Origin of the sequence: Cognatundibacterium jejuense, from assembly GCF_014284255.1 — a bacterium.
In the GTDB taxonomy this organism is placed as follows: Bacteria; Pseudomonadota; Gammaproteobacteria; order Burkholderiales; family Burkholderiaceae_D; genus Undibacterium; species Undibacterium jejuense.
Window position 1 is genome coordinate 55419 of record NZ_JACOFV010000003.1, and the last position, 16288, is coordinate 71706.

Annotated in this window: 15 protein-coding genes; 12 read left to right on the forward strand and 3 right to left on the reverse strand. The window is 47.3% G+C overall.

Features of this window, described 5'->3' with window-relative positions; all coding sequences use genetic code 11:
* Positions 1-40 precede the first annotated feature (40 nt).
* The 3 genes from H8K32_RS04555 to H8K32_RS04565 all read left to right on the forward strand — a co-directional run bounded on the left by H8K32_RS04555 (position 41) and on the right by H8K32_RS04565 (position 2866).
* A complete protein-coding gene (locus H8K32_RS04555; RefSeq protein WP_186911296.1) occupies positions 41-1177 on the forward strand; it encodes an anhydro-N-acetylmuramic acid kinase in 1137 nt (378 codons plus the stop codon).
* A gap of 90 nt (positions 1178-1267) precedes the next feature.
* A complete protein-coding gene (locus tag H8K32_RS04560) occupies positions 1268-1918 on the forward strand; it encodes a DsbA family protein (RefSeq protein ID WP_186911297.1) in 651 nt (216 codons plus the stop codon).
* A gap of 24 nt (positions 1919-1942) precedes the next feature.
* On the forward strand, positions 1943-2866 hold the full coding sequence (locus H8K32_RS04565) for an aldo/keto reductase (RefSeq protein WP_186911298.1): 924 nt from the start codon (positions 1943-1945) through the stop codon (positions 2864-2866).
* 16 nt (positions 2867-2882) lie between these two features.
* Here H8K32_RS04565 and trhA read toward each other — a convergent pair whose 3' ends face one another.
* Positions 2883-3497, reverse strand: a complete 615-nt coding sequence (gene trhA, locus H8K32_RS04570; RefSeq protein WP_186911299.1) for a PAQR family membrane homeostasis protein TrhA — start codon at positions 3495-3497, stop codon at positions 2883-2885.
* A gap of 230 nt (positions 3498-3727) precedes the next feature.
* A complete protein-coding gene (locus H8K32_RS04575) occupies positions 3728-4633 on the reverse strand; it encodes a LysR substrate-binding domain-containing protein (RefSeq protein WP_186911300.1) in 906 nt (301 codons plus the stop codon).
* Between the two features lie 242 nt (positions 4634-4875).
* Between H8K32_RS04575 and H8K32_RS04580 the strand changes: the two genes are divergently transcribed.
* Positions 4876-5427, forward strand: a complete 552-nt coding sequence (locus H8K32_RS04580; protein WP_186911301.1) for a cob(I)yrinic acid a,c-diamide adenosyltransferase — start codon at positions 4876-4878, stop codon at positions 5425-5427.
* 29 nt (positions 5428-5456) lie between these two features.
* Here the strand turns inward: H8K32_RS04580 and H8K32_RS04585 are convergent, their stop codons facing one another.
* Positions 5457-5969 carry a DciA family protein gene (locus tag H8K32_RS04585; RefSeq protein ID WP_186911302.1) on the reverse strand — a complete coding sequence of 171 codons (513 nt, stop codon included), beginning with the start codon at positions 5967-5969 and terminating at the stop codon, positions 5457-5459.
* A gap of 70 nt (positions 5970-6039) precedes the next feature.
* On the opposite strand from H8K32_RS04585, the gene H8K32_RS04590 reads away from it, so the two are divergent.
* The 8 genes from H8K32_RS04590 to H8K32_RS04625 all read left to right on the forward strand — a co-directional run bounded on the left by H8K32_RS04590 (position 6040) and on the right by H8K32_RS04625 (position 16264).
* Entirely contained in the window at positions 6040-7002 is a 963-nt protein-coding gene (locus H8K32_RS04590; RefSeq protein WP_186911303.1) for a M23 family metallopeptidase, read from the forward strand.
* Positions 7003-7172: 170 nt separating this feature from the next.
* A complete protein-coding gene (gene secA, locus H8K32_RS04595) occupies positions 7173-9932 on the forward strand; it encodes a preprotein translocase subunit SecA (protein WP_186911304.1) in 2760 nt (919 codons plus the stop codon).
* A 246-nt stretch (positions 9933-10178) separates the two neighbouring features.
* A complete protein-coding gene (argJ, locus tag H8K32_RS04600) occupies positions 10179-11417 on the forward strand; it encodes a bifunctional glutamate N-acetyltransferase/amino-acid acetyltransferase ArgJ (protein WP_186911305.1) in 1239 nt (412 codons plus the stop codon).
* An 11-nt stretch (positions 11418-11428) separates the two neighbouring features.
* The gene (locus tag H8K32_RS04605; RefSeq protein ID WP_186911306.1) at positions 11429-12307 is read left to right on the forward strand and encodes an ATP-binding protein; all 879 of its coding nucleotides are present in this window, start codon (positions 11429-11431) and stop codon (positions 12305-12307) included.
* A complete protein-coding gene (locus H8K32_RS04610; protein ID WP_186911307.1) occupies positions 12300-12734 on the forward strand; it encodes an NUDIX domain-containing protein in 435 nt (144 codons plus the stop codon). The genes H8K32_RS04605 and H8K32_RS04610 overlap by 8 nt, the downstream gene beginning before the upstream one ends.
* A gap of 464 nt (positions 12735-13198) precedes the next feature.
* Complete coding sequence (alr, locus tag H8K32_RS04615; RefSeq protein ID WP_186911308.1) at positions 13199-14317, forward strand: alanine racemase; 1119 nt, start codon at positions 13199-13201, stop codon at positions 14315-14317.
* Between the two features lie 70 nt (positions 14318-14387).
* On the forward strand, positions 14388-15674 hold the full coding sequence (locus H8K32_RS04620; RefSeq protein WP_186911309.1) for a D-amino acid dehydrogenase: 1287 nt from the start codon (positions 14388-14390) through the stop codon (positions 15672-15674).
* A gap of 2 nt (positions 15675-15676) precedes the next feature.
* Positions 15677-16264: a hypothetical protein gene (locus H8K32_RS04625; RefSeq protein ID WP_186911310.1), complete on the forward strand. Its 588-nt coding sequence runs from the start codon at positions 15677-15679 to the stop codon at positions 16262-16264.
* Positions 16265-16288: the final 24 nt, after the last annotated feature.

Genomic DNA, 16288 nt, shown 5'->3' on the forward strand with positions numbered 1-16288 from the left:
GGCCTTTTTTTTATTGAGCTTTGAGATAACAAAAAACGATATGTTGACAACAAAGAATCCGGATAAAAATGCTGTGTATATAGGACTCATGTCAGGAACTAGTCTCGACGGCGCCGATGGCGTATTGGTTCGCTTGCCTGCAACGGAGCATGAACACATGGAATTGCTAGGTTCTGCATACATTCCGTTTAACGAGGAATTACGGCAACAAGCTTTGCAATTACAGCAGCCAGGTGACAATGAAACACATCGCGAAGCTTTGTTGGCAAACGCGCTTGCTCAATGCTATTCCGATTGTGTGAAGGCTTTATTGGCACATCATCCGGAAGTTTCCGTGCATGCGATTGGCGTCCACGGCCAAACTATACGTCACCGACCTGAGCTCGGTTACACACGGCAAACCAATAACCCAGCCTTACTCGCTGAGTTGACGGGAATCGATGTCATTGCCGACTTTCGTAGTCGTGATGTAGCAGCTGGTGGGCAAGGCGCACCCTTGGTACCTGCTTTTCATCGTGCCGTTTTTGCTGCAAAAGAGCAGTGCCGCGTTGTCGCTAATATCGGCGGCATCAGCAATATCAGTATTCTTGCAGCAGATGGCACAACCACTGGCTTTGACACGGGACCAGGTAACGTATTGATGGACTATTGGATCAAACAGCACCAAGGTTTGAGTTATGATGCCAACGGTACCTGGTCTGCACAAGGGCAGGTCAACCAAAGCTTGCTGGCGAGTTTGATGTCAGAACCGTATTTGCACCTGGCTCCTCCAAAAAGTACCGGGCGTGATTTATTTCATGCTGATTGGTTACAGCAGCATTTGCAGGCATTTTCGATGCTGGCCGCAGTGGATGTGCAGGCAACGCTATGCGCTTACACAGCACAAAGCCTGACGCAAGCGATCCTGGCTAACGCAATACAAGCACAGACGGTGTATGTGTGCGGCGGCGGCGCTTACAACACGACATTGATGAACATGCTGCAAGCTTCCTTAAAAAGTGCGGGTTCAAACGCTCAAGTACAAAGTACGGCACAATTAGGTGTCGCACCAGAACACGTAGAAGCATTAGCATTCGCTTGGCTGGCGCAGCAATTTTGCTTACGTCAGGCAGGTAATTTGCCGGAGGTTACGGGTGCCAAAGGTTTGAGAGTGCTCGGTGCTCTGTACCCGGCGTAGCGTAGGGCGGATGCAACCCAACGCAAGTTACGCTGAAAGTATCGCTGCGGGTTTGCACCCGTCCTACAAAAAATTAAAGTAAAGGAACATATGCCCCATTTTATTTATATCGCCGACCCGATGTGTTCCTGGTGTTATGGCTTCGGGCCTGAATTACAGGCGTTGCTCGATGAAACGCCGGGTGCCAGTCTGGAAATGATTGTCGGTGGCTTACGTGCCTACAATCAGGAAATAATGGGCGAATCACAGCGAACGACAATACGTGAACATTGGCATCATGTCGCAGAAGCCAGTGGCTTGCCGTTTTCTGATGTAGGAATGACACAAGCTGGTTTTAAGTATGATACCGAACCCGCGTGTCGCGCCATTGTCGCGGCAAAAATCATTGCTGATCATTTAAGCGGACAACAATTGCTGGAAATTTTTCATGCAATCCAACATGCGTTTTATGCACAAGGTCTGGACGTGACTCAGTCAGCAGTCTTAGCTGAAGTTGTGGTGAGCACACTCAATAAAATTGATGGTCACGACAGTTTTGATGTCGACAGTTTTCTGGAAACATTTTTGTCACCGCAATGTATGTCCGATGTCCGCGATGAATTTGAACAATGTCAGCGTTGGGGAATACGCGGCTTTCCTGCTTTGTTGATTGTGCACAATGAAGCTTTGCACATGATCGCTGCTGGCTATACAAAAACTGCCGAGTTGCGCGCTGCGATGACACAAGTAGTAAGTTCTTAAAAATCAAAACTGTATAGAAATACTATGAATCAATCCTTCACCGTGCCACGCATAAAAATCGCCCCGGAAGGGCCTGAATTTTCTCGCATTGTGCTTGGTTTATGGCGGCTTGCGGATTGGAATATGACGCCGCAATCTCGCGTTGAGTTTTTGGAGCAAGCATTGGCGTTGGGTATCACTACGATAGATCAGGCTGATATTTATGGCGATTATCAGAGTGAATCTTTGCTTGGCGAGGCGCTTAGCCTGGCGCCGTCGTTACGTGATAAATTCCAATTTGTCAGCAAGTGCGGAATCAAGCTCGTATCAAAAGCGCGGCCCGCATACGGCATTCAACATTACGATACCAGCCGCGCACATATCATTGCTTCAGCAGAAAATTCTTTGCGCGCCATGCAGATTGAACAACTCGATTTGTTGCTCATCCACCGTCCTGATCCTTTGATGGATGCGGATGAAATGGCAGAAGCGTTTCAGCAATTGCAGGCTAGCGGCAAGGTTAAACATGTTGGTGTATCCAATTTTACGCCCGCACAATTTGAATTACTCAATTCACGTTTTCCATTAGTGACGAATCAGGTAGAACTGTCATTATTGCATTTGCAGCCTTTGCATGATGGTACGCTGGATCTGTGTCAGAAGTTGCGCATTGCGCCGATGATATGGTCAGCCTTAGGTGGTGGCGATTTGCTGCGGGATACGCCAAGCAGCAACCCGCAAATTCAACGTGTCCGACCAGTTTTAAATACCTTGGCGTCAGAATTGAAGCTACCTGCAAGTGCGGTTGCTCTTGCGTGGATATTGCAACATCCATCGCACCCTTTAGTGCTGACTGGCTCTGGACGGATTGCGGCTTTGAGAGAGGCGGCACTGGCGTGTCAGCATACACTGACACGTGAGCAATGGTTTAGTCTGTGGTGTGCTGCCGCTGGTAAGAACGTCGATTAAAAAGCATTATGTAAATTTATGCGACGTAAAACAGCACGGCGAAATACTGGCACATACTACCGGCGAGAACAAACAGGTGCCAGATGCCATGCCCGTGTTTGAGTTTTTCATCCGTCGCGTAAAAAATGATGCCTACGGTATAAAATAAGCCGCCCAGTGCCAGCCAGATAAAGCCATTTTGCAGTATCGTCATCAGCGGCACGATAGCGGCGATTGCCAACCAACCCATGACGACATAGATCGCCAGCGATAGCCAGCGTGCACCTTTGGCAAACAAGATTTCCTGCACAATACCGATGATAGCCAGGCTCCACTCGAGGCCAAATAAGACCCACCCAGAATGTTCTCGAAGGGTCACTAAAGTGAATGGAGTGTAGCTACCTGCGATCAATAGATAAATTGCGCAGTGATCGAGTTTTTGAAATACGTTTTTGGCCTTGCCTTTGAGACTGTGGTAGAGCGCCGAAATAGTGTAAAGTAAAAACAGCATCGCCCCATAAATACTGAAGCTAACGATTTTCCAGGGGTCGCCAAGACGTGCGCTGATGGTGATCAATACTGCTGCGCCGCCGATCGCTAGCGCAGCACCCGCAATGTGGCTGATACTATTAAATTTTTCGCCGTAATACATAAAAGCTTCGTTTCTTTGAATAAAGTGGTAGTCCGTATTGTGCACTATCTAGGAAATAGCCGTGCGATGAGGGCTGACTCTCCGCTGTTCGTTTTTTATAGGTAGATTTGTTGAATAGGTTCAGGGATAAATTTTGTCAGCCGTAGATATGACTCCAATAATCCTACAAGGTCCAGTTAAAGACTTCGGTACTGTATTTTCAGATGTTCTAAACTGCGATCTCAGTTTATTCAGGCTGCGGGCGACGCTTCCATTTTCTGAAACGTGGATTGCATCCAGTTAATAAAAATTTCGACTTCCGGACGCAAGGTTGGTTGGGCTTCATGCACCAGATGATACGCGTGTGGTGGGGTTGCAAGTTGAGTATCGAAGAGTCGAACAACCTCGCCGGTTCTGATCATATCCTCGGCAAAATGTTGGCGCGTCAGGCCGACACCGTGACCGTGTTTTACCGCTTCCAGCAAAAGTCCAAGGTCGTCGATCCGCAATCCATTACTGGGTTCAGGAAAGTCCAGTCCTGCAACTTCAAACCATGGCTGCCATGGCTCTAATGCAGAACGTAATAGTTTTGCATGGCGCAAATCTGCTGGCGTTTTAATGGCAGGTATGGTTTTGAGATAGCCAGGACTGGCGACCGCGAAACTTGGTTCTACAAACAATTTTTTAGTGACCAAATTAGGATATTCTCCGGCACCAAAACGTACTTCAACATCGCTCTCGGATAGGCTCAGGTCATACAGAGGCACAAACAGATACACTTCGATTTCTATATCTGGATGTTGTTCAGAAAAATCCGCCAACCGTGGCATAAACATGTAGCGAGCGAACGTCGGTGGTACCGTTACTTTAACTTTCATCTGGTTCTGCGTGACTTTGTTTGGCAAAGGAAAATCAGACAAGGTTCTTAATGCCGCTCTGACCACGTCCAAATAACGGCGACCAAATTCAGTCAACGTGACGCTGCGTCCTTCGCGCACAAATACGCGTTCACACAAATGTTCTTCCAATAAGCGAATACGATGTGACAGAGCTGAGGGTGTAATGCACAGCTCCTCTGCAGCGACTGCAAAAGAACTAAAACGTGCGGCTGCTTCAAAGGCGGAAAGTGCATGTACCGGGGGGAGTCTTGTTGCCATTCTATGTCCTGATTTTATACATCACGCCAGACAAAATCTTTGTCTGAATTGCCTGGCAATATTCAATTGTCTGGTTCGGTCAAGCGTTGTACGGCGACTCAAAGTCGATTGTTGACGACATGGGCTTGCGAATATAACTTCGAAAGTTTCAGCAGCTAGCGCCTCGTCTATCCTCTCTATTATGATGCGTTCTTGCCGTTTTTGGCTTATGCTCTGCGACTTCTTTCCAAATTATATTTGCTATGGGTAATCGACTCTCTAAAATTGCAACACGTACTGGTGACGCAGGAACTACCGGCCTTGGTGATGGAAGCCGCGTGGATAAAGACGCATTACGGGTACACGCCATGGGCGACGTGGATGAGCTCAATTCGCATATCGGTGTGTTGTTGTGCGAAGAGTTGCCAGCAACCATGAAGCATGAATTGGCGTCAATACAACATGATTTGTTTGATATGGGGGGCGAGTTGTGTATTCCTGGCTACACCATGATTACAGAAGCTCAGGTATCGAGGCTGGATGCATTGCTGGAAAAATACAACGCTGATTTACCTCCATTAAAAGACTTTATTTTGCCAGGTGGCTCCAAAGCCGCCGCGATAGCGCATGTCTGCCGTACCGTATGTCGCCGCGCGGAACGGGCAATTGTCAGTGTTGGTAAGAGTGAAACAATCAATGACCATCCGCGCCAATATATGAATCGTTTATCTGATTTGTTATTTGTTTTATCGCGCGTCTTGAATCGCGTTGATGGTGGTAGTGACGTATTGTGGGAAAAAGATCGTACTCGTTGATACTTCAGGTCGTTACGCAGATTGAGTACTTACTTCTCGCTTCCGGATTGGCGGTGGCGGGACAGTAAGCGGATCAACGCTGCACGTAAGTCGGCGTTTTGCGCGGTCTTTTCTATATTTTTTTCTAGATTGCTCAAGGCTTGAATTGCAGTTTCGGGAATGGCTAATTGTTTTACCGGCAATGGTTTTTCGATAACCCGCTTAACTTGTACTTTGATACGGATTGCGTTAATCTGCCAGCCACGTTGTTGTAACTTTAATTGTAAATTCGGGCATTGCTGCTTGAGTTTTGTCGCAATAGCAGCGTTGGAGGCTGCAAGTACCAGTTGACCATCGGCCAGTTGCATGACTTCACAGAGTTCAAAGAGAGACGACAAAACTGCTTCGCAGTCTCTTTGAAGAGCCAGATTTCGTTGTATTGCTGGTAATAATGCGGCAATTTTATCGTTTGCACGCAGAAAATCACTCGCTCCGCTGGTAACGGAAACCGGGCGACCACGTTTGATATGAATACGATGCGGAGGTAATGATGATGCAGACATGGGCGTTACATTACCACAAACCGTGTATTTCCATCCTTGTTTGCTACGTATTTACAGAGGGAAAGTATTGATGCAGATAATATTAATGCATTCTCGTTTCACCCAGGCAAAGTCTGTAACTTTGTCTTCACGTCACGTTTTTCTGGCCATTTTTGCGTTTATCCTTCTCATGGCTGTTAGTGGCGCTTTGATGGCGACACTGACTTTGCGTCTGGCTAGTGCTGATCTTCCTATTTTACGAAGTATTTTACCGGCTTCAGTGTCGTCACCTTTGTCGGGTGACACGAATGGGAAAGACCGTTATTTGAAAGAAAATTTAACTGCCATGGCGGTTAAATTAGGCGAAATGCAAGCGCAATTAATGCGTTTGGATGCCCTTGGTGAACGGGTGCAAGGCCTTGCTGGTGTAAAGCCTGAAGAATTTAATTTTAAAGAATTACCTCCGCGCGGTGGACCAGAAATTTCCAATGCACCCTCCCGTGAATTGAATATGGCAGAGCTGCAAGCCGCGTTAGATGCTTTTCAAAAAGACGTAGAGCATCGCTCAGATTATTTAAATGTGGTTGAAACGAATTTGATGAGTTTTAAAATTCAATCCAAATTATTGCCAACAATTCAACCCGTCAATGTTACTTATAATGCTTCTGGCTTTGGTTGGCGTCTTGATCCTTTTACTGGTCGTAACGCTTTTCATGAAGGAATTGATTTTCCGGCGCCGACTGGCACACCTATTGTGGCGGCCGCCGGCGGTGTGGTGATTGCCTCGGAATTTCATCCGCAATTTGGCAATATGTTAGAGATTGATCATGGCGGAGAATTAATTACGCGTTATGCACACACCTCCAAAATTTACGTCAAGCTCGGTGATATCGTGAAGCGTGGACAACATGTGGCCGATATTGGCTCGACTGGACGTTCGACCGGTTCGCATCTGCATTTTGAGGTTCGTATCAAAGATGTCCCGCAAGATCCGAATAAATTTCTCACTGCCGGTGCAAATCAGGCAAAACTTGCTGCGCTCAAACAAAAATAGCCATGTTTTTGCGTATTTAGCCACCAATTCATCAATGCTGTAGGGATTTGATCAGGGATTTACTGGTGAAGCCCTTGCAGCATGGTAAAATCGTGAGTTATCCTATATTGTTGCTGTGCAAGCAATTTTTTGTCGCGGCGTTTTTCAGAATTTAACTTTCCGTTCATAGCATGTCATTCCTGACCAAGATATTCGGCAGCCGTAATCAACGGCTTTTGAAGCAATACCAAAAGACGGTGCGTGAGATCAACGCATTGGAACCCCAGCTGGAAACTTTGTCGGACGAGGCTTTGCAAGCCAAGACTGCTGAATTTAAAGCACGTGTGGCAGAAGGAGCAACGCTCGATAGCATTTTGGTAGAAGCCTTTGCCGTATGTCGCGAAGCGAGTAAGCGTGTTCTGAAAATGCGCCACTTCGACGTGCAAATGATCGGCGGTATGGTTTTGCATTATGGCAAAATTGCTGAAATGGGCACCGGTGAAGGTAAAACCCTGATGGGTACACTGCCAATTTATCTGAACGCTTTGTCAGGTAAAGGTGTGCACGTGGTGACCGTCAATGATTACCTCGCACAACGTGACGCTGAATGGATGGGGCAGTTGTATAGCTGGTTGGGTCTAAGCACAGGTATCAACTTGTCGCAACTAGACCATGATGCCAAACAAGTGGCTTACGGTTCGGACATTACTTACGGTACCAATAACGAATTCGGTTTCGACTACCTGCGCGATAACATGGTATTTGAAGCCAAAGACCGCGTGCAACGTGGCCTGAACTTTGCCGTCGTCGATGAAGTTGACTCGATTCTGATCGATGAAGCGCGTACGCCGTTGATCATTTCTGGCCAGGCTGAAAATCACACTGAGTTGTATTACAAAATCAACGAAGTACCTAAGATGCTGACCTTGCAAATCGGTGAAGAAACGCCCGATGGCTCAGGCAAGATTGAAGTTCCTGGTGACTACACCAAGGATGAAAAAGCGCATCAGGTATTGCTGACCGAAGCCGGTCACGATAAGGCAGAAAAAATTCTGACGCAAATGGGTCTGTTGCCTGAAGGCGCGTCTCTGTACGATGCAGCGCATATCACGTTGATCCATCATTTGTATGCCGCTTTGCGTGCGCATGCTTTGTATTTCAAAGATCAACACTATGTGGTGTTGAACGATGAAATCGTCATCGTTGATGAATTTACTGGTCGTATGATGACTGGTCGCCGCTGGTCTGATGGCTTGCATCAGGCGGTAGAAGCCAAAGAAGGCGTGCGGATTCAAAACGAGAATCAAACCCTGGCATCGATTACTTTCCAGAATTACTTCCGTATGTACACCCGCTTGTCGGGCATGACAGGTACGGCGGATACAGAAGCCTACGAATTCCAGGAAATCTACGGTCTCGAAACTGTGGTCATTCCGCCAAATCGTCCTTCACAACGTAAAGACCGTCAGGATCAGGTCTACAAATCCGCCGAAGAAAAATATGGCGCGATGCTCAAAGACATTCAGGATTGCTACGAACGTGGTCAGCCAGTATTGGTTGGTACGACTTCGATCGAAAATTCTGAATTATTGTCTGGCATTCTGACCAAAGCAAAATTGCCACACAATGTATTAAATGCGAAGCAGCACGCACGCGAAGCGGAAATCATTGCACAGGCAGGTCGTCCGCAAGCAATTACGATTGCGACCAACATGGCTGGTCGCGGTACCGATATTGTGTTGGGTGGTAATGTTGCTAAGCAAGTACAACTAATTGAAGCAAATGATGCTTTAACTGAAGTTGATAAAGCCGCACAATCGCAAAAATTGCGGGACGAATGGAATTCGCTCCACGAACACGTTGTGAAAGCAGGTGGCTTGCATATTATTGGTACTGAGCGCCATGAATCTCGCCGCGTAGATAACCAGTTGCGCGGTCGTTCTGGTCGCCAGGGTGATCCAGGTTCCAGCCGTTTCTATTTGTCTTTGGATGACCAGTTGTTGCGTATTTTTGCCGGTGATCGCGTACGCGCGATCATGGACAGATTGAAAATGCCAGAAGGCGAACCAATCGAAGCGGGCATCGTTTCACGTTCTATCGAATCGGCGCAACGTAAAGTTGAAGCGCGTAACTTTGATATTCGTAAGCAATTGCTGGAATACGATGACGTTGCCAATGATCAGCGCAAAGTGATTTACCAACAGCGTAATGAATTGCTGGAAGCACATGACATGACAGAACTGATGTCTTCATTGCGTCACGGAATGTTTGCTGACATCGTTCATGCGCATGTGCCATTGGAATCAGTGGAAGAGCAATGGGATTTACCAGGTCTGGAAGCAGTATTGTCTGCTGAATGGGCAATTGATCTGCTATTGGTCAAAATGGCGGCGTCTGAGCCAAGCTTGACTGGTGAAGATATTCTGGATCGCGTACATCAGGCCGTGAATCAGGCGTATGACGCGAAAGTGGCCATTGTTGGCAAAGAGTCCTTTGCTGGCTTTGAACGCAGCGTCATGTTGCAAAGTATTGATACGCACTGGCGCGAACATTTGGCGGCACTGGATCATTTACGTCAAGGTATCCATTTGCGCGGTTATGCACAGAAAAATCCCAAGCAAGAATACAAACGCGAAGCGTTTGAATTATTTGCGCAAATGTTGGACATGATTAAAAACGACGTGGTGCGTACGGTGGTGACCGTCCGTATTCAATCCCGTGAAGAGATCGAGGCGGTTGAAGAGCAAATGGCATTACCACAAGTAGAGAATGTCCATTTCCAACACGCTGATTTTGATGCTAGCGCATCGCCAGAAGAAATCATGGCACCAGCGGCATTTGCTGCTGATGATCAACCAGAATTAAGCTACGCATTGAAAGTCGGTCGCAATGACCCATGCCCATGCGGTAGTGGTAAAAAATTCAAACAGTGTCATGGCAAATTAGCCTGAGCATTGCTGGAGTGGTCGTCAAAAAAGGGTGAAGAAATTCACCCTTTTTTTGTTTATCTGCAGGGAAGGTGCAACCCGCGCGGTTTTGCTCTCTATTTATTTTGATTGATTCACGGTTTTGGTCAACTTTGTTACCCTTAATAAATATCATCTCTGATTGCATCAATAAAATTCATTTAAAGGGTAATCGATCTGCAACAAAAATGTCCTACAATGACGGCTTGATTTCAACGCAAGGAAACTACTATGGCCGTCAACTCTCCACTCCCTGTCGCTGCTGATTTAAAACCAGTAGCGGGTATTCGTCTTGGACATGCAGAGGCGGGTATTCGTAAAGCCAATCGTAAAGATGTATTGGTCATGGAGTTAGCTCCTACGGCAACTGTTTCCGGCGTTTTTACCACCAATCGTTTTTGTGCTGCGCCGGTGCAAGTTTGTAAAGCACATCTGGAAGGCTTGCACATGAGTTCAGGTCCAATTCGGGCCCTGGTAGTCAATACCGGTAACGCGAATGCTGGCACGGGTGATGCAGGCTTGGCTGCAGCGAATAAAACTTGTAGTGCGCTGGCTGATTTACTCGGTTGTGAAGCGGCGCAAATTCTGCCGTTTTCAACGGGTGTGATTCTTGAACCATTGCCAGTTGATCGCCTCATTGCTGGTTTGCCGCAAGCTATCACTAATTTGAAAGAAGACAACTGGTTCCTGGCTGCTGAGTCAATTATGACCACGGATACCCAGCCAAAAGCCGCCTCTGCGACCGTGCAAGTTGGTAGCCACACCGTCACAATGACTGGTATCAGTAAAGGTGCGGGTATGATCAAACCTAACATGGCGACCATGTTAGGTTACCTGGCAATGGATGCCAAAGTTGCGCAACCAGTTCTCGATCATCTGATTAAACAAGCAGCAGATAAGTCATTCAACTGCATTACGATTGACGGCGATACGTCGACAAATGACTCGTTCATTCTGATCGCGACTGGTGTTGGCAGTCTTGAAGTCAATGATATTGACACACCAGAATATGCGATTCTGGCGAAAGCGGTGATCGATTTGTCACAAAAATTGGCGCACATGATTATCCGTGATGGTGAAGGTGCCACCAAGTTTATTTCTATCGCTGTTGAACAGGGTCGTGATCTGGACGAATGCCGAAAGATTGCCTATTCAATTGCCCATTCCCCATTGGTAAAAACGGCTTTCTTTGCCTCCGATCCAAATCTGGGACGTATTTTGGCAGCGATTGGTTATGCTGGTGTTAATGATCTTGATGTCAGCAAGTTAGACCTATATCTGGATGATGTATTGGTTGCTAAAAATGGCGGCCGCAATCCAGAATACCGTGAAGAAGATGGTCAACGCGTGATGAAGCAAAGCGAAATCACGATTCGCGTTAAGCTCGGTCGTGGTGATGTCGAGACGACAGTCTGGACTTGCGATTTGTCGCATGACTACGTGACGATTAATGCTGATTACCGCTCTTAATCAAATCCACGATGACCCAGCTTGATCAGTTTTTAGCACGTGCCGAGCATGTGCTAAGTCGTCTTGAGGCACTATTGCCTGGAACTGTTGCCGTACCTGACTGGCAATTGGGTCATGCTTTTCGCTGGCGCAAACGTGGTGGACAAGGTTATTTGCAGATAGTGCGTCACGCTTGTGTGATCGGTTTGGATGATTTACACAATATCAGCCAGCAAAAGCAGTTGATAGCGCAAAACACGCTGCAATTCGTGCACGGCAAACCAGCCAATAACGTGCTGCTGACTGGTGCGCGCGGTACCGGAAAATCGTCTTTGATCAAAGCCTGTCTTAATCAATTTGCTCACCAGGGGTTGCGCTTAATCGAAGTTGATAAAGCTGATCTGGCAGATTTGCCAGATATTGTCGATTTAATCGCTGAGCGTCCTGAACGCTTCATCATTTTTTGCGATGATCTTTCTTTCGAGGAAGGTGAGGCGGGTTATAAGGCGCTCAAAGTTGCACTCGATGGCAGTATTGCTGCGCAATCCGACAATGTGCTGATTTACGCGACGTCGAACCGTCGTCATCTGATGCCAGAAAAAATGTCGGACAATGCCAGCTACCACCATGCCGATGATGGCGACTTACATCCTGGCGAGACGGTAGAAGAAAAAATTTCTTTGTCTGAACGATTTGGATTATGGGTATCGTTTTACCCGTTCAAACAAGACGACTATCTTGATATCGTTGCGCACTGGTTGCGCAGTTTCTCTTGCACCGAAGATCAGATTAGCTCTGCTCGTGCTGATGCTTTGCGTTGGGCATTGCAGCGAGGTTCGCGCTCTGGTCGCGTGGCATGGCAGTTTGCACGTGATTATGCAGGTAAATTAATGGATAAAGACCATGTTTGAAGTCGCGTCAAAAAATATCAAGCCAGTGGATGTTGCTGTCGGCATCTTGATGAAGCCAAACGGTGATGTCTTATTGGGGCAGCGTCCCACCGGTAAACCCTATGAAGGGTATTGGGAATTTCCCGGCGGTAAAGTCGAAGCGGGCGAGCCGATACTGGATGCATTAAAACGTGAATTCGTCGAGGAGCTTGGCATACGGATACTGAGTGCTGAGCCTTGGTGCGGTGTAGAGCATGTATATCCACATGCTCACGTACGCTTGCACTTCTACATCAGTCGCGAATGGGACGGTGAACCGCAAAGTCTCGAAGGTCAGGCATTTGCGTGGCAAGGTGAGGTGGGTGTAGAGCCACTGCTGCCTGCGACAATACCTCTGCTCGAATGGCTGGATATATTGCAAACCGACGCCAATAATTCAGTCATTTAAATTCAGCTAAATAAATTCAGCAACTTAGCACTGTTGTTCGAATTATTCATACCAGCGTGATACCTCCTGAGGTTTCACGCACTTAAGATACCACTTGATGGATCTTTCCATGCTGTCAAGTCAGGTTTTATCTGTCTTTTTATTGCAACTCACTCCGTACTTCTACTTATTGCCGGATGCTTTTCTGGCTGCGACTATCCTTATTCGTTTTGATTATAATGTGTATTGAAAATAATACAGTGTATTGTTTTGTGTACACTGTTCAATTTTTGATACGCTGTAGAGGGGACGCTCGGTAATTATTGGCTGTGCAATCAAAAGGCCTGTATTGAATTGCATACACTCTGCCTTCGGAATTTCAGTATTATTTTGTAAGTCATTGAATTTGTTTGATAAAAATTAATGGCATGAGCATTGCTAGGGTAAAGCAAACTTTTCTCTGTAGCGATGGAGTGCTAAAAACTATGCAACAAATAGCAGAAAGAACCGGAGCTGTACTGCGTATCGATTTGCAGGCAGTTCGATATAACTACCGACTACTCCGTGGTCGCCTGGGCTTGGCTCAATGCGGCGCAGCGGTGAAGGCGGACGCCTATGGCTTGGGAGCCGAGCAAGTAGCACGGGTGTTATACGAAGAAGGATGCCGACATTTCTTTGTCGCTCATCTGGAAGAAGCGATCGCTTTGCGTCCTGGATTGCCCGCTGATGCGGATTTGATCGTCATGCACGGCTCGCCAGTGGGTTGTGAAGCAGAATTTGTTCAACATGGGTGTATGCCAGTGTTGAATAGCATCCAGCAAATTCAGGATTGGGCTGTACTCGCGCGAGAACGGCAACAATTTTTGCCAGCCATCGTGCAAGTTGACACAGGTATGGCGCGCATGGGGCTGTCTGCGAAAGAAGTTGAAGTATTACGTGATGATCCAGATTTATTGCGCAGCATTGATGTGCGGTATGTGATGAGTCATTTGGCTAGTGCTGAAGATCAGGCAAATCCTATGAATCGTCAGCAGTTGGAAAAATTTAATGAACTTCGCGCCTTATTCCCTCGCAGTAAAGCCACTCTGGCGAATTCTTCTGGTGTGTTTTTAGGCAGCGAGTTTCATTTTGATCTGGCTCGTCCTGGTGCGGCTTTGTATGGTGTAGCACCGGTTGCGGGTCAGGAAAATCCTTTACGTGCAGTAGCGCATTTGCAGGGGCGCATTATCCAGACGCGTGAAATTCCGGCGGGAACGGGTGTGGGCTATGGCTCTACGTGGCGTAGTAAGGAAACAAGTCGCATTGCGACGATAGCTGTTGGCTATGCTGATGGTTGGTTACGTAGTTTGAGTAACCGTGGGGTGGCGCATATTGCAGGAATTGCAGCGCCTATGGTGGGAAATGTTTCTATGGATACGATTACGCTGGATGTGACTCACATCGCTCCGGAGTATTTACAACCAGGAACATTAGTAGATTTGATTTCGGCAACGAACACAGTGGATCAGGTCGCAGCAAAAGCGAACACCATTGGTTACGAAATTTTGACGAGTCTGGGAGCGCGTTATCACCGCGTATATTCAGACCATAAGTCAGATAACTAGTCTTACGCTAAAAAATTCATCCCAATTCAATCATCAGCATTAACGAAAACAGCATATCAGGAGCAACAACATGAAAGTCATCATTCTCGGCGCAGGCGTTATCGGTACAGCATCAGCCTATTTTCTGGCAAAAGCAGGTCACGAAGTCACCGTCATTGAGCGTCAACCAGGCGCAGCGTTAGAAACCAGTTACGGTAATGCCGGTGAAGTATCACCTGGTTACTCGGCACCATGGGCAGGCCCTGGTGTGCCTATGAAAGCAGTTAAATGGCTGATGATGAAACACAGCCCATTGGCAATTCGTCCTACATTTGACTTAAATACCTGGCGCTGGGTCACTCAGATGCTGATGAACTGCACCACAGCACGTTATGAGACCAATAAAGGTCGCATGTTGCGTATGGCCGAATATAGCCGCGACGTTTTGCAGCAATTACGTGCTGACACGGGTATTTCTTATGATGAACGCACCCAAGGGACGCTGCAGTTATTCCGTAATCAGGCGCAATTGGATGGCGCACAAGCGGATATCGATATTCTGAAACGTTACGATGTTCCGTATGAGACTTTGGACAAAGCTGGCTGTTTAAAAGTAGAGCCAGCATTAAAGAACGTTCAGGACAAATTCGTTGGCGCTTTACGCTTGCCAGGTGATGAAACAGGCGACTGTTTTAAATTTACACAAAACCTCGCCAAACTGGCGGAAGGTTTGGGAGTGAAATTTAAATACGGCGTCAGCATTCAAAGACTGGTGCACGAAGGTGACAAAATTACCTCCGTCATAACGTCTGAAGGTGAAATGAAGGCCGATACCTACGTACTTGCCTTAGGCAGCTACTCGCCTATCATGTTACGTGAACTTGGTATCAAGATCCCAGTCTATCCGATTAAGGGATACTCAATTACTGTACCGATTACCGATGCCCAACGAGCACCGGAATCAACCGTGATGGATGAAACTTACAAAGTGGCAATCACACGTCTAGGTGACCGCATTCGCGTCGGCGGCACCGCAGAAATCACAGGTTACAACCTGGATTTGCGCAAAGATCGTCGCGACACACTGGAATTCTCAGTTACTGATTTATTCCCGGGTGGTGGCGATGTGAGTAAGGCCGAATTCTGGACTGGACTGCGTCCTATGACGCCGGACGGCACGCCAGTCGTTGGCCCTACACCCTATCGTAATTTATTCCTGAATACCGGTCATGGCACCTTAGGTTGGACCATGGCTTGTGGTTCAGGTCAGTTCATTGCGGATCTTGTTTCAGGCAAGCGTCCGGCAATTTCAACCGAAGGTTTATTTATGGATCGATATGGCAGTATCAATCGACCAGTTTTTGTCCCCAAGGAGTAGGCATGACCCAGTTTGAACAATTGCTTTCATCAACGCAGGTGTTCGCAGATGCAAGTCTGAACGCCCGTTTTTATACTGCCATCGAGTTGTTGGCCCAAACTATGATGGTGATGCCACGTGCAACGACGGTCGATAGTCTGGCATCTGCAACGGGCAAAACCCCGCGTGTAATCCGTTCAATACTGTCGACACTGAGCAAGGATGGTCTGGTTGGTCGTGACGCCAAAGATAAAGATGCATGGCATTGCCGTGACTGCAATGGCATCATCACTTTGGCTGATGTGTATCGTTGCTTTGCCGATGCTGAAGAGCGTGCGCAAGCCAAAGCAGCGAAGAAAAACGCAGAAAGCGCAAACGACGCAGCTAAGCCAGGCGATGCGGATGACGTTGAAACAGAAAGCAGTTCACTGCGCAGTTCCAGTCAGCACAGCGTCGATTTATTGATGATGCAAGTGAAAATGACAGTCAATCGAGCAGTTGTTCAACAATTGGAGCAATTTGATCTGAGCCGCTTGCGCGGCTTGGCCACTACGGCAGCGTTCCGCACTCAGTATGCGCGTCCACGGGGCTATATTCCTGAGCCGTACTGATATCTTCAACGCAACAATAAAGCC

Bases quoted from the DNA above. Each gene is read 5' to 3' on its own strand.
- H8K32_RS04620 (WP_186911309.1), top strand. From the start codon at position 14,388: ATGAAAGTCATCATTCTCGGCGCAGGCGTTATCGGTACAGCATCAGCC.
- H8K32_RS04585 (WP_186911302.1), bottom strand. From the start codon at position 5,969: ATGTCTGCATCATCATTACCTCCGCATCGTATTCATATCAAACGTGGT.
- H8K32_RS04625 (WP_186911310.1), top strand. From the start codon at position 15,677: ATGACCCAGTTTGAACAATTGCTTTCATCAACGCAGGTGTTCGCAGAT.
- H8K32_RS04605 (WP_186911306.1), top strand. From the start codon at position 11,429: ATGACCCAGCTTGATCAGTTTTTAGCACGTGCCGAGCATGTGCTAAGT.
- trhA (WP_186911299.1), bottom strand. From the start codon at position 3,497: ATGTATTACGGCGAAAAATTTAATAGTATCAGCCACATTGCGGGTGCT.
- H8K32_RS04590 (WP_186911303.1), top strand. From the start codon at position 6,040: ATGCAGATAATATTAATGCATTCTCGTTTCACCCAGGCAAAGTCTGTA.
- argJ (WP_186911305.1), top strand. From the start codon at position 10,179: ATGGCCGTCAACTCTCCACTCCCTGTCGCTGCTGATTTAAAACCAGTA.
- secA (WP_186911304.1), top strand. From the start codon at position 7,173: ATGTCATTCCTGACCAAGATATTCGGCAGCCGTAATCAACGGCTTTTG.
- H8K32_RS04565 (WP_186911298.1), top strand. From the start codon at position 1,943: ATGAATCAATCCTTCACCGTGCCACGCATAAAAATCGCCCCGGAAGGG.
- H8K32_RS04575 (WP_186911300.1), bottom strand. From the start codon at position 4,633: ATGGCAACAAGACTCCCCCCGGTACATGCACTTTCCGCCTTTGAAGCA.
- H8K32_RS04580 (WP_186911301.1), top strand. From the start codon at position 4,876: ATGGGTAATCGACTCTCTAAAATTGCAACACGTACTGGTGACGCAGGA.
- H8K32_RS04560 (WP_186911297.1), top strand. From the start codon at position 1,268: ATGCCCCATTTTATTTATATCGCCGACCCGATGTGTTCCTGGTGTTAT.
- H8K32_RS04610 (WP_186911307.1), top strand. From the start codon at position 12,300: ATGTTTGAAGTCGCGTCAAAAAATATCAAGCCAGTGGATGTTGCTGTC.
- H8K32_RS04555 (WP_186911296.1), top strand. From the start codon at position 41: ATGTTGACAACAAAGAATCCGGATAAAAATGCTGTGTATATAGGACTC.
- alr (WP_186911308.1), top strand. From the start codon at position 13,199: ATGCAACAAATAGCAGAAAGAACCGGAGCTGTACTGCGTATCGATTTG.